Annotated in this window: 10 protein-coding genes; 3 read left to right on the top strand and 7 right to left on the bottom strand. The window is 73.8% G+C overall.

Going from position 1 to position 12,940, the window contains the following annotated elements; all coding sequences use genetic code 11:
• Nucleotides 1-7 precede the first annotated feature (7 nt).
• Together LGI35_RS35050 and LGI35_RS35045 are read left to right on the top strand one after the other, a co-directional pair.
• Complete coding sequence (locus LGI35_RS35050) at nucleotides 8-2,002, top strand: hypothetical protein (protein WP_227298292.1); 1,995 nt, start codon at nucleotides 8-10, stop codon at nucleotides 2,000-2,002.
• A 152-nt stretch (nucleotides 2,003-2,154) separates the two neighbouring features.
• The gene (locus tag LGI35_RS35045) at nucleotides 2,155-4,044 is read left to right on the top strand and encodes an AMP-dependent synthetase/ligase (protein WP_227298291.1); all 1,890 of its coding nucleotides are present in this window, start codon (nucleotides 2,155-2,157) and stop codon (nucleotides 4,042-4,044) included.
• 73 nt (nucleotides 4,045-4,117) lie between these two features.
• Here the strand turns inward: LGI35_RS35045 and LGI35_RS35040 are convergent, their stop codons facing one another.
• From LGI35_RS35040 to LGI35_RS35025, 4 genes are read right to left on the bottom strand one after another with little or no spacing between them, the layout of a single operon-like run.
• Nucleotides 4,118-5,275 (bottom strand): thiolase, encoded by a 1,158-nt coding sequence (locus LGI35_RS35040; protein ID WP_227298290.1) that lies wholly within the window; start codon nucleotides 5,273-5,275, stop codon nucleotides 4,118-4,120.
• Nucleotides 5,272-5,673 carry a Zn-ribbon domain-containing OB-fold protein gene (locus LGI35_RS35035; RefSeq protein WP_227298289.1) on the bottom strand — a complete coding sequence of 134 codons (402 nt, stop codon included), beginning with the start codon at nucleotides 5,671-5,673 and terminating at the stop codon, nucleotides 5,272-5,274. The genes LGI35_RS35040 and LGI35_RS35035 overlap by 4 nt, the downstream gene beginning before the upstream one ends.
• Nucleotides 5,670-7,823, bottom strand: a complete 2,154-nt coding sequence (locus LGI35_RS35030; RefSeq protein WP_227298288.1) for an acetate--CoA ligase family protein — start codon at nucleotides 7,821-7,823, stop codon at nucleotides 5,670-5,672. The genes LGI35_RS35035 and LGI35_RS35030 overlap by 4 nt, the downstream gene beginning before the upstream one ends.
• Nucleotides 7,820-8,968 (bottom strand): acyl-CoA dehydrogenase family protein, encoded by a 1,149-nt coding sequence (locus LGI35_RS35025; RefSeq protein ID WP_227298287.1) that lies wholly within the window; start codon nucleotides 8,966-8,968, stop codon nucleotides 7,820-7,822. The genes LGI35_RS35030 and LGI35_RS35025 overlap by 4 nt, the downstream gene beginning before the upstream one ends.
• Nucleotides 8,969-9,248: 280 nt before the next feature.
• Between LGI35_RS35025 and LGI35_RS35020 the strand changes: the two genes are divergently transcribed.
• Nucleotides 9,249-9,719, top strand: coding sequence for a LysR family substrate-binding domain-containing protein (locus tag LGI35_RS35020; RefSeq protein WP_227298286.1), 471 nt, complete (start codon nucleotides 9,249-9,251; stop codon nucleotides 9,717-9,719).
• 29 nt (nucleotides 9,720-9,748) lie between these two features.
• Here LGI35_RS35020 and LGI35_RS35015 read toward each other — a convergent pair whose 3' ends face one another.
• From LGI35_RS35015 to LGI35_RS35005, 3 genes are read right to left on the bottom strand one after another with little or no spacing between them, the layout of a single operon-like run.
• Nucleotides 9,749-10,654, bottom strand: a complete 906-nt coding sequence (locus LGI35_RS35015) for an HpcH/HpaI aldolase/citrate lyase family protein (RefSeq protein ID WP_227298285.1) — start codon at nucleotides 10,652-10,654, stop codon at nucleotides 9,749-9,751.
• Complete coding sequence (locus LGI35_RS35010) at nucleotides 10,651-11,544, bottom strand: HTD2 family dehydratase (RefSeq protein ID WP_227298284.1); 894 nt, start codon at nucleotides 11,542-11,544, stop codon at nucleotides 10,651-10,653. The genes LGI35_RS35015 and LGI35_RS35010 overlap by 4 nt, the downstream gene beginning before the upstream one ends.
• 5 nt (nucleotides 11,545-11,549) lie before the next feature.
• A complete protein-coding gene (locus LGI35_RS35005) occupies nucleotides 11,550-12,935 on the bottom strand; it encodes an MFS transporter (RefSeq protein WP_227298283.1) in 1,386 nt (461 codons plus the stop codon).
• Between the last annotated feature and the right edge of the window lie 5 nt (nucleotides 12,936-12,940).

Genomic DNA, 12,940 nt, shown 5'->3' with positions numbered 1-12,940 from the left:
TCGGGGAATGACGCAGAACGACTGGCAGAACAACGTACTGCGGGACCTGCTCAGGCAGACCCAGGCACAACTGGGCGGGGAGGGCGGCGGGATGACGGCACCCGACGTGCCCGGCTCCGGAGTACCGGGTCCCGGGGTGCCCGGTTCCGAGGTGGCCGGTTCCGAGGTGGCCGGTTCCGGTGTACCGGAGCAGGACTCCGGGGCGGGTGGCGTGGCGGAGACCGCAGTGACGCCACCACCCGCGCCCGGGCGCGCCCGGCTTCCGCGCCGACGCCCCAACACGGCCCCGTCGCCGAACGCGGGCCCCGGCCCCTCGCCCTCACCGCCGCTCGATCCGGACGCCGACGCCACGGATGAGCCGGCTCCCCTGGCGGCCACCCCGGCGCCGCCCCGGACGTCCACCCCGGCCCCGCGCCGGACGGCGTCACTGGCGGCGCGCCTGGCAGCGGGCCGAGCGGACCGACCGACTCCGCCGACGGACGCGGACGCCGCCTCTGAGACTCCCGCACCCACGCATGCCCCGGCGCAGGACGCACCGACATCTGCGCTGAAGGCGTACATCACGGACGCGGCTCCGGTCCCGGAGGCATCCGACGCCCCCACCGACGCACCGGCGGCCGCAGAGCCCCCGGCACCAGAGCCCCGCCCCATCGGCACGGGTTCGTCTCCGATACCGAACGTGTCCATCGAGATCCGGAAGACGGCCACACCGACGCCCGTACCCCCGGCCGAGATCGCGGACGCCGCGCCGCCCGTTCCGGTAGCAGCCACCCACACCCCGGCCCCCGACGCACCCACCCCCACACCCCGAGCCGACATCACGGACACCCCGCCCGTCCCGATGACGGCCGAGATCACGGACACCCCGCCGCCCGCCCCGGTAGCAGCCACCCCCAACCCCCACATCACGGACGCCCCGGCGCCCACCCCACCCCCGTACACCCAGGCCTCACCGCTGCCGGCCGCTCCGGCCCCCTCGGGACTCCCCGCCCCCTACACGCCCGCGCCCGCGCCGGCCCCCCAGCCGCACACGTCCGCGGTCGCCCCCCATTCCCGCTCGCGGAACTCCCGCCTTCCCGCCATCACCCCCGAATCCGTCCCGACCGTCGACCCGCGGCTCGCGGGGGCGCTCGGGCGGGCTCAGCACGGGGACACCGTGGCGCGGCGTACCGGGCGCTCGCTGCGCAGGCTCGCCTCGTCCGCCGCGCAGGAGGTGTCCGAAGAGACGCGTCTCGCGCGGGAGTTGCAGCAGCCGGTGGCCAACGGCCGGGTGGTCGCCGTGACGTCCATCCGCGGGGGCGTGGGCAAGACCACCGTGTCCGCCCTCCTCGCCCGCACCCTCAACCACTACCGTCACGACCCGGTGCTCGCCCTGGAGGCGGACGCCGCACTCGGCACGTTGCCGGTGCGGCTGGGCGCCGAGTCGGTGCGCTGGTCGTGCCCGGACCTCGCGCAGATCCTCAAGCCGTCGATGCAGCTCACCGACGTCACCGGCTATCTCGTGCCGGTCACCGACGGCGGCTGGCTGCTGCCGGCGAGCCAGGGCCGCGTCGGTGCTCCGCTGGACGTGCGCACGTACAGGACCCTGTCGCTCGCGCTGCGGCGCTACTTCGCGATGACGGTCGTGGACTGCGAGACGCTGCCGGGCGAGGTGGCGCGTACGGCGATGGACACGGCGCACGCGCGCGTGGTGGTCGCCCCGATGACGGTGGAGGGTGTGGGCGGCACGCGCGTGGTGCTCGACTGGCTGGCGCAGCTGCCGAAGGCGGCCCTGGCCGCCACCGTCGTCGCGCTCACGTCGAGCGCGCCCGACATGACGCTCGACCTGAAGGCGGCGACGGCGCATCTGCGGGAGACGGGCGTCGCGGTCGTGCACCTGCCCTACGACCGTCATCTGGCCGCCGGAGGCCCGATCAGGACGGCGCTCCTGTCGGAGGCGACGCGCCGCGCGGCCACGGTTCTGGCCGCCGAGGCGGTGCAGCGGGCGGCCGCGGCCAGGTAGCGGCGGCGCGGCGGTCGGCGCACCGCCCGGCCCGGCCGGTACCCCGCGAGCCCGGCATGATCCGGACGGAAAGCCCTAGGCACAACCCGCGCGGCGGGGTAGCTTGCGCTGCCAATGGTTTAGTCCTGGTCCGCCGCCACGGAAGGGGACCCGTGCACGAGTTCACCGTCCAGCGCCTCGTCGAGCCACTGCGTTCGGGCGGGCTCGCCGACTCCGTGTTCGAGACCGCCGAGCGCGACCCGCGGCGCCTCCAGTTCTCCCGCCCGGGCGACCACGGCAGGGTCGGCGGCGCCCGCCGCGACATCCCCTGGATTCCCGTCACCGCGGCCGAGTTCCGCGACGACGTGCTCGCGGCCGCACGCGGTTTCCTCGCGAACGGGATCCGGCTCGGTGACCGCGTGGCCCTCATGTCCCGTACCCGCTACGAGTGGACGCTCCTCGCGTACGCACTGTGGACCGTCGGCGCCGAGGTCGTCCCCGTGTACCCCACGTCGTCCGTGGAGCAGGTCCGGTGGATCCTCCAGGACACCGGCGCCACGGGGATCGTCGTGGAGAACGAGAACCACGCGATGACCGTGGCCGCCGCGTACGGCTCGCAGACGGCGCTCACCCGGATCTGGCAGCTCGACAGCGGCTGCGTGGCGGCGCTCGAGGACGACGGGATGAGCGTGGCCGACGAGGACGTGCACCGGCAGCGCGCGGCCGTCGCCCCGGGGAACCCGGCGGCCATCTGCTACACGTCCGGCACGACGGGCCGCCCCAAGGGCTGTGTCATCACGCACGCGAACCTCGCGTCCGAGTGCGACAACCTGCTGGCCGGCTGGAGCAGTCTCCTGGAGGTTCCCGGCGAACCCCCGTCGCTGCTCGCGTTCCTGCCGCTGTCCCACTGCTACGGCCTGATGGTCGTCGTCGGTTCGGTGCGGGGCGGTGTGCACGTGGCGCACCAGCCCGACCTCTCCCCCGAGAGCCTCCTGCCCGCGCTCGCGTCGTTCCGGCCCACGTTCCTGTTCGGGGTCCCGTACATCTTCGAGACGGTCCTCGCCAGGTCCCGTGCGGCCGCGCAGGAGGCGGGCCACGGCACGCTGTTCCGCAGGGCGGCGCAGGTCGCGGCGCGGTACGCGGAGGCGGCGGAGCGGCAGTCGCTCGGCCGCGGCCAGGGACCGGGGCCGCGGCTCAGGCTGCGGCACGCGGTGTACGAGCGGCTGGTGTACGCGAAGCTGCGCGCGGTCCTCGGCGGGCGGGTGCGGCACGCGGTGTCGGGCGGTTCGCCGCTGTCCCGCCAGACGGGTCTGTTCTTCGCGGGCGCCGGCATCACGGTCTACGACGGTTACGGCCTGACGGAGACCACGGCGGCGGTGACAGCGCAGCCGGTCGGCGCGGTCCGCTTCGGCACGGTCGGCCGGCCGCTTCCCGGGTGTTCCGTGCACATCGCGCGCGACGGCGAGATCTGGGTGCGCGGCGACGTCGTGTTCAGCGGCTATCTCAACAACCCCCAGGCGACCGGGACGGCGCTGCAGGGCGACTGGTTCGCGACCGGCGACCTCGGGCATCTCGACGACGGCTATCTCGTCATCACCGGCCGCAAGAAGGACGTCATCATCACCAGCGGCGGCAAAAGCATGTCGCCGCTGGTCCTGGAGGAGGAGCTGCGCGGCCACCCGCTGATCTCGCAGTGCGTGGTCGTCGGCGACAACAGGCCGTACGTGGCCGCGCTCATCACCCTCGACCCGCAGGCCCTGCACCACTGGCAGCGTCTCAAGGGCAGGACCCCCGCCGAGCCGGGCACGCTGACCGACGACGAGGAGCTGCGCGCCCAGATCCAGCGTGCCGTCTCGCGGGCGAACACCCGGGTCTCGCGGGCGGAGTCGATCCGTGAATTCCGCATCCTGCCGGGCGAGTTCACCCCGGACACGGGCCTGCTCACACCGTCGCTGAAGCTGCGCAGGAGCGCGATCCTCGCCGCGTACGCGCAGGACGTGGAGCGGCTGTACACGCCCCGCGCGGCGGCGTCCTTCGCGCGGGAGCCGTTCGGACGCCGCTGACCTTGCCCGCGTCACGCGTCGACCACGGCTCGATCGCCCCACCCTCACCCGGGTATGGCGTGTGTCGGATACGTCAGTTGAGGGCTTCGGCGGTGCCGAGCAGCGCGGTGACCTGGCTGGAGAGCACGCCTCCGTTGCCGTGGGCGAGGGCGACGCGGGCCCCGTCGACCTGGCGTTCGTCGCAGGCGCCACGCAGTTGGCGTACGGCCTCGATGACGGTGAAGATGCCGTACATGCCGGGGTGGCCGTACGACAGGCCGCCGCCGTTGGTGTTGACGGGGAGCCTGCCGCCGGGCGCGATGCCGCCGTCGGCGACGAAGGGACCGCCCTCCCCCTTGGCGCAGAACCCGAGGTCCTCCAGGAACAGGACGGGGTTGATGGTGAACGCGTCGTACAGCTCGACGACGTCCACGTCGCCCGGGGTGAGTCCAGCCATCTCGAAGGCGCGGCGTCCGGACTCGGTCGCCGCCGTCACCGTGAGGTCGGGCATCCGCGAGATGTTGCGGTGCCAGGTGGCCTCGCCCCCGCCGAGCAGATAGGCGGGCTCGGCGGCCAGGTCGCGGGCCCGCTCGGCCGAGGTGACGACGAGGGCGCCGCCGCCGTCGGTGACGAGGCAGCAGTCCCGTACGGTCAGCGGGTCGCTGATCATGCGGGAGCCGAGGACGTCCTCGCGGGTGAGCGGCTTGCGTTCGAAGGCGGCCGGGTTGAGCTGCGCCCACGCCCGCGCCGCGACGGCCACATCGGCCAGTTGCTCGCGCGTGGTCCCGTACTCGTACATGTGCCGCGAGGTCGCGAGCGCGTACATGCTCAGCGGGTAGCGGGGGCCGTACGGCTCCTCGTACGGGTCCGGCCTGGTCGGGGAGACGAGTCGGCCGCCGTCGGAGCGCTGCGTGCTGCCGTACACGATCAGCGCGGTCGCGCACAGGCCCTGTTCGATCGCGGCGGACGCGTGCAGGAGGTGGGAGACGAAGGAGCTGCCGCCGATGTTGGTGCCGTCGAGGTGGCGGGGGCGGATGCCGAGGTACTCGGCGGTGTCCATGGCGGCCATCGGCAGGTACGACGAGGCGGTGAACAGGCCGTCGACCTCCGACTTGGCGATGCCCGCGTCCTCGAGGGCGCGGGCGGTGGCCTGGCCGACGAGGTCGAGGTGGGTCAGACCGGGGGCGACCTCACCGAGGTCGGACTCGGCCACGCCGACGACGGCGGCGCTGCCACGCAGCGACTGTGTCATCGGGCGTCCTCCTTCGGCTCGAAGACGGCGGTCTCGCCGTCCGCTGTCGTACGGAACCGGACACGGTCGCCGATCGCGACGTCCTCCGGAGCGGGCCCCTCGACCCGCGACATCATGCGGAAGCCGTCGTCGAGGTCGACGAGCACGACGTTGTGCGCGCCGTCGCGGCCGCGCACGACGGTGGTCGCGTACACGGTGCCGTGACCGGTGCTGCGTTCCCAGCTCAGCTTCTGCGTGCCGCAGTCGGGGCAGAGGGTGCGGGGCGGGAAGACGGCTGCCGCGCAGTGCGCGCAGCGCTGGTAGCGCAGTTCGCCGCGGCTGAGGCCGGCGCGGTGGGCGAGGGCCGGAGACCGGTGTTCCGGTGTCACGGTGTCTTCACGGGGGGCGAGTGGGTTCATCGTGCGTCCTGTTCCGAAGGGGCGCTCAGCAGGGCGAGGCAGTCCACGGCGACGGCGCCGTCGCCGGCCGGGCCGCACAGCAGCGGGTTCACGTCGAGTTCGAGGAGGTCGTCGGCGAGGTCGGTGGCGAGCCAGGACAGGCGGACGAGCGCGTCCGCCACGGCGTCGACGTCGCGCGGGGGCGCGCCGCGCACCCCGTCGAGGACCCGCGCCGCGCGCAGCGAGCGCAGCATGCGCACCGCCCCCGCGTGGTCGACGGGGGCCACGGCGACCTGGCTGTCGTCGAGTACGTCGACGAGGACGCCGCCGAACCCGGCGACCACGACGGGCCCGAACGCGGCGTCGCGCTGGATGCCGAGGATCAGCTCGGTGCGGTCGCCGCCCGCCATGCGCTGCACGAGGAGCCGCGCGTCGCCGACGCCCTCGCGGGCCGCGGCGGCGAGGACGTCCCGCGCGGCGTCGCGCACGCCGTCCGGCGTGGTCAGGCCGAGCCGCACGCCCCCCATGTCGCTCTTGTGGGCGACGTCGGCCGACAGCAGTTTGACGGCCAGGGGCCCTTCGAGGTCCGCCGCCGCGCGTACGGCTTCCTCGGGGTCGCGCGCGGTGCGAGCCTGCGCGGAGTGGAGTCCGTAGGCGGCGATGAGCCGGGCGGACTCGTGCTCGTCGAGCCGGGTACGGCCCTGCGCGCGGGCCTCGTCGATGATCGCGCGGGCGGCCCGCGGGTCGGTGCCCGTGGGGCGTGCGCCCGTCGGAAGGGGCGGGCGGAGGCTGAAGTCGGCGAGGTGCCCGAGGGCCGCGGCGGCCCGGCCCGGGTCGCTGTAGCAGGGCACGCCCAGCTCGCGGAGCCGTTGCCGCGCCCTGCCGTTGCCGCCGGTCCAGACGACGACGAGCGGCTGGTCGGTGGAGCCGTGCGCCTTCGCGATGGCGTCGGTCAGCTCGTCGATGTCGCCGTCGGCGTTGCCGAGCAGCACGCCGATCATGTCGGTTCCGGGGTGTTCGAGGGCGACGTCGAGGGCGCGGCGCAGCATGTCGGGTTCGCTGACCAGTGCGGCGGTCAGGTCGACGGGGTTGCGGGGCGAGCCGAACGGGGGGATGACGTCGGCCATGCGCCGCTGCCACTCCTCGTCCCAGGTGTCGACGGCGATGCCGTGGGTGACGGCCTCGTCGGCCATGAGGACTCCGGCGCCGCCCGACAGGGAGAGGGTGGTGAGGCGGCGGCCCCTGGTGCGGCGGCCGGTGGCGAAGATCTGGGCGGCGTCCAGCATGGGTTCGACGCCGCTCACGCGCGTGAGGCCGAACTGCCGTGCCGCGCCGTCGAAGACGCGGTCCTCGCCGGCCAGTGACGCGGTGTGCGACCGGGCGGCGCGGGCACCGGCGGCGGAGCGGCCCACCTTCACGGCGATGACGGGTTTGTCGGCCGCGTGCGCGGCGCGGGCCGCGTCGAGGAGTCCTGGGCCGTCGCTGACGCCTTCGAGGTAGGCGAGCAGGACCTTCGACTCGTCGGTCGCGGCGAACGCGCCGAGGAGTTCGGACACCGAGATGTCGACCTCGTTGCCGGTGTTGACGTAGTGGGCGAGGCCGATGCCGTACTGGCGGGCCTCACTGAAGATGAACGAGCCGAAGGCGCCGCTCTGGCTGACGAACGCGACGGGGCCCGGGCGCAGTTCGATGTTCTCGTCGAGCGCCGACGTGAAGGTGGGCACGGCCCGGTCGTGGACGCTGATGAGGCCGAGGCAGTTGGGCCCGAGCACGCGGACGCCGCTCTCCTCCGCTGCGGCCTTCAACTCCCCTTGCAGCAAGGCGCCTTGTTCGCCGGTCTCGGCGTATCCGGCGGCGGCGACGATCGCCACCTTGATGCCGCGGCGGCCGCACGCCCGGATGCCGTCGGCCGCGTGGGCGGCGTCGAGCATGACCATCGCGAGGTCGATGTCGCCGTCGATCGCGTCGAGGGTCGGGTGGGCGGGCAGGCCCTGGACCGTGGCGCGGCGGGAGTTCACGGGCAGGATGCGTCCCGCGTATCCGAAGCGCTTGAGGTAGTCGATGGGGCGCCCCGACAGCTTTCGGGGGTTGTCGGAGGCGCCGAGGACGGCGATCGAGCGGGGGTGGAGCAGGGTGTCGACGAGGTCCGTGCGGGACGGTCGCGCGCTCATGCCCCGGCCTCCCGCAGCAGCCCCTTGCCGATGATGAGTTTCTGGATCTCGCTGGTGCCCTCGTAGATCCGGAAGAGGCGCGCGTCACGGTAGAGGCGCTCGACGGTCGAGTCGCTCATGTAGCCGCTGCCGCCGTGCACCTGGACGGCGCGGTCGACGACCCTGCACACCATCTCGCTGCAGAACAGCTTGGCGCTGGAGGGTCCCATGCGGGTGTCGGTGCCCGCGTCGAACGCCTCGGCGGCGGCGAGCACCAGAGAGCGGCCCGCGAGGAGTTCGGCGTGCGACTCGGCGAGGAGTTCCTGGACGAGCTGGAAGCGGCCGATGGACTCGCCGCCCTGCTCGGCGGTGGCGGCGTAGCGCACGGCTTCGTCGAGCGCGCGGGCCGCGAGGCCGACGCACAGGGCCGCGATGTGCAGGCGGCCGCGAGTGAGGGAGGCCATCGCGGCGCGGAATCCGGTGCCGGGCTCGCCGCCGAGCACGGCGTCGGCGGGGACCCGCGCGTCGTCGAAGTAGACCGGTGCGGTGTGGGCGCCGCGCTGGCCCATCTTGCGGTCCGGCGGTCCGACCCGTACGCCCGGTGCCGTGCTCTCCACGAGGAAGGCGGAGATCCCTCGGTGGGCCTCGGCGTCGGGGTCGGTCCGCGCGAAGACGACGAACAGGTCGGCGTGGTCGGCGTTGGTGATGAACCGCTTGGCGCCGGACAGGACCCAGCCGTCGCCCTCGCGGACGGCGCGGGTGCGTACACCGCTGGGGTCGGAGCCCGCGCCGTCCTCGGTGAGGGCGAACGAGGCGACGGCGGAGCCGGCGGCGAGCGCGGGCAGCCAGCGCTTCTGCTGCTCGGGCGTGCCGAAGTTGACCAGGGCCTTGCCCGCGATGCCGTTGTTGGTGCCGAGCATGGACCGGAACGCCGGTGTGGTCCAGCCGAGTTCGATGGCGAGGCGCACGTCCTGGCGCATGTCGAGGCCGAGCCCGCCGTACTCCTCGGGCAGCGCCCAGCCGAACAGGCCCATGTCGGCGGCGCCGCGCCGCAGCCGCTCGGGTATGGCGTCGCTCTGCTCGATCTCCTCCTCCAGCGGCACGACTTCACCGCGGACGAAGCCCTTCACGGTGCGCAGGATGTCCTCGAAGACATCGGAGTCCATGGCTGTCTCCCTTGTGTCGGGGGGTGTGTCGGGGGGTGTCGGGGGTTGTCGGGATCGATATTTGACTGACCATCAAAATCTTGACCGTCAGAGCGCAGATCGTCAGAGCGCAGACCGTCAGATCCGGCCGGCTGTTGCGTATCGTCCACCGTCACGGCGTCCCACTCCTCGGCTCCCGCGGCGTGCGAGCAGGGCGCGGGCACCGAAGAGCGAGAGCAGCACCATCAGGACGGCGAAGGCCACGACGGACACAAGAGTTTCCCGAGAACAATCGCCGAGGGTGGTACGGCTCCCGCTGCCGGACGCCGGGCTGCGGGTGCGGGAGCTGCTGCGGCATCCGCTGGTCGCGGCCGTGCCCTCCGAACACCCGCTCGCCGCACGGGAGTCGCTGACCCTCGCCGATCGGCGGGGCGTGCCCTTCGTCAGCTATCCGGCCGGCCGGGGGTCGATCGTGCGGGACCTCGTGCTGTCGGCGTTCCTGGCGCAGGGCGCTACCCCGCGCATCGTCCAGGACGCGCCCGACACGCACACCCTGCTCTCCCTGGTGGCGGCGAGCGTCGGGAGCGGGCTCACTCCGGACTCCGCCGGGCATCTGGCGGTGCCGGGGGTGACGCTGGTCCCGGTGCTCGACGCCCCGGCGCTCCCGCTGGGCCTCGCGTCGCGGGCGGACGACACCGATCCGGCGGTGGCGGCGCTCGTCGACCTGGTCGACGGGTTCGCCGACGGGCTCCGGGACTTGCCGGCGACGTGACATCGCCGCGCGCGTCCCGTTCCTCCGTTCTACGCGGACGCGGACGCGCCCGCAGGGCCGGTGGTGAGCTCCACCCCGAGCAGCCGCCGCGCCCGCTCCTGCACCGGCTTGTCGACCATCACCCCGTCGACGGCCGACACCGCTTCGCCCACGTCGAGCACCTTCCTGGCCCAGGCCAGCTCCTCGTCCGAGGGCGCGAACCCCTCGGCGACCGCCTGGAGTTGCCTCGGATGGATGCACAGTTTGCCTCCGAAGCCGAGCCGTCGGGCGTGCCGGATGTCCTGCGCGAGGGCGTCGGCGTCGTCGAGCGCGGTGGTCACGCCGTCCAGCGGGGGCGCGACACCGGCGGCGGCGCACGCCATGACCAGCCGGGACCGCGCATACGCCAGCGCCAGGGTGTCGTCGTGACGCACGCCCAGCTCGGTGGCGAGGTCGACGCTGCCGAAGGCCGCGCGGACGACGCCGGGCGCGCAGCACACGTCGAGGGCGCGCTCGATCCCCGCCGCCGTCTCGACGAGCGGGATCACGGCGCAGACCTCCGCGATCCGTGCGATCACGTCGGGGTCCTCGGCCTTGGGCAGCATCACCGGACAGCCGAACGCGGTGACGAGGTCCAGGTCGGCGTCCCACCAGGGCGTGCCGGGCGCGTTGATCCGCACCACCACGTCCCTGCCCCGCGCGAGCCGGTCGGCGGCGTGCCGGCGGGCCGCGTCCTTGTCGTCGGGCGCGACGGCGTCCTCCAGATCGATGATCACGGCATCGGCCCCGGCCGCGGCCGCCTTCTCGAACCGGTCAGGGCGGTGCCCCGGGACGAAGAGCAGGGTGCGGGCGGCGGCGAGGCGGGTGCGGTCCCGGCCGAGGCGCGCGGGGTCGGCGAGTTCGGGACGCGCGAGGTCGGCACTCGCAGGGTCGACAGTGGTGCGCTCGGCGCTCACTTGAAAGTCACCTCCGCCGTCGCATGCCGCTCGTCCCGGCGCGTGGCGATCCGCAGCGCGGCCGACCTTCCGTCGTCCGCCACGTCGCCGAGCGCGCACACCTGCTCGCCCGCGAACACGGGCTTTCGGAGCCGGTAGGAGAGCGTGTGGATCTCCCGCTCCGGAGCCTCGCGGCGGGCGAGTTCCAGCATCAGCTGGACGAGGAGCGGCCCGTGGACGACGAGACCCGGGTAGCCCTCGACGTCGCGCACGTACGGTGCGTCGTAGTGAATGCGGTGGGCGTTCGCGGTGAGCGCGCTGTAGCGGAACAGCAGCGTCGGCGAGGGGCGCAGGGCCAACCGCCAGTCCGCGTCGGACGGTTCGGCCTCACCGAGGTCGAGGCCGAAGCCCCCGCTCCGCCCCTCGTCCTCGCCCACGCGGTAGACGAGGTCCTGCTCCTCGGTGACCCGCGTCTCCCCCTCCTGCGTGATCTCATGACGGACCGTCACGAAGGCCATCTCGCCGGTGCGGCCGCGCTTGATCTCGACCTTGGCGAGGGAACTCGTGCGCCGGGCGGGCACGCCGACCCGCAGCGCCGCGGTGAACTCCGCGCGGCCGCCGGCGAACATGCGCCTGCGGTCCGGGAGGGGCGGCAGGAAGTGGCCGTGCGCGGGGTGCCCGTCGGTCCCCAGCTCTCGCTGTGCGGGCCATTCGAGGAAGTGCAGCCAGTGCCACAGCGGCGGCAACGGCTCTCCCTCGCCGGCCACGGCCGCCTCCTGGTCGAGCACCTGGCTCAGCGCGGCGACGGGCCCGGCGGCGACGGGATCGTCCAGGGTCACGGGCGCCGGGGCCCAGGCGTCCAGATACCGCGCGAGCGCGAACTCGCCCTGGGCTGCGTCTGGTTGGGGCATGGCTCTCATTCTCCGATGCGTTGCGAAACGGGTGCCGCGGAAGCCACCGGGGCCGCCGCCGCGTCGTGCAGGGTCTCCAGGGAACGGCCGCGGGTGTCGACGCCGAAGAAGAACACGGTGGCCGTGGCGACCAGCCAGCATCCCGCGATGAACACGAACACGGCGACGTAGCCGAGCCCCGGCGCCGTGTAGATCGCCGCGACGACCAGCGGCGCGATGACGTTGCCGATCCGCCCGACGCCGTTGCCGAGCCCGGCGCCCGCCGTACGCAGGCGGGTGGGGAAGACCTCGGGGGTGTACGAGTAGAGCACCGCGATGAAGGTCTGGCTGAGCGCGGCGACGAGCGTGCCGAACACGACGACGGCCACGGTGGACGAGCTGAGCCCGTATCCGATGCCGAGGACCGCGACCACGAGACCGAGCACCACCGCGAGGTGCTTGCGCGGGTAGCGGTCGATGAACGGCCAGGCGAGGAACGCGCCGGGCACCGCCCCGACGGTGGTGACCGCGGACATGGTCATGCTCTTCGCGAAGTCCTGGCCGTGGTCGGCGAGCAGCGTCGGCACCCAGGACTGGAACCCGTAGAAACCGACGAGCCCGAAGAGCCACAGGACCATCAGGGCGACGGTGTTGCGCCGCTGGCCCGCGGCGAAGAGTTCGGTGAACCGGGGCCGGTCCGCTGCCGCGGGCGGCGCGGCCAGCGCGTCGGCGGACGGCTCCCAGTCGGGCACGAAGGCGCGTGTGACCTGCACGGCTTCGGCGTTGCGGCCGCGCGCGAGGAGCCAGCGCGGCGACTCGGGCAGGCGCATCAGGAGCGGTACGAGCAGGACGCCGAGCGCGCCGATGACGAAGAGGGCGCGCCAGCCGCCGGGGTCGTCGGCGGTCAGGCCGCGGGCCGTGAACGCCACGACGGGGATGCCGATCAGCCCGGTGCCGAGCGCCGTCGCCTGGGCGCGGCCGCGGCGTGCGGCCGGGGTGACCTCGGAGAGGTAGGTGATCGCGACGGAGGTCATGGCGCCGAGGCCGAACCCGGTCGCGAAGCGGGCCGCGGCCATCGCGCCCACCCCGCTGACCAGCGCGTTGACCACGGAGGCCGCGGAGAAGAGCACCACGGACCCCGCCATGACCCGGCGCCGGCCCACGTGGTCGGCGAACCGGCCGCCGAGGATCGCGCCGGCCGCCATACCGGCGAAGGCCAGGGCCGTGACGAACGCGATGTCGTCGACGGTGAAGAGATGCGCCCGGCGGATGGCGGGCGCGGCGAACGCGAACGTGTTCAGGTCGGCGAGGTCGAAGAAGAACATGGCGCTGACGGTGAGCAGCACCCGCCGGTGCAGGGCACCGTGCCGGGCGCCGCTGAGCGCGGCGAGCAGGGGATGCGCATCGCCCATGCGAG

Origin of the sequence: Streptomyces longhuiensis (genome assembly GCF_020616555.1) — a bacterium.
GTDB lineage: Bacteria > Actinomycetota > Actinomycetes > Streptomycetales > Streptomycetaceae > Streptomyces > Streptomyces longhuiensis.
The sequence above is the reverse complement of the archived record's forward strand: the minus strand, read 5'-3'. Positions and strand labels throughout refer to the sequence as shown.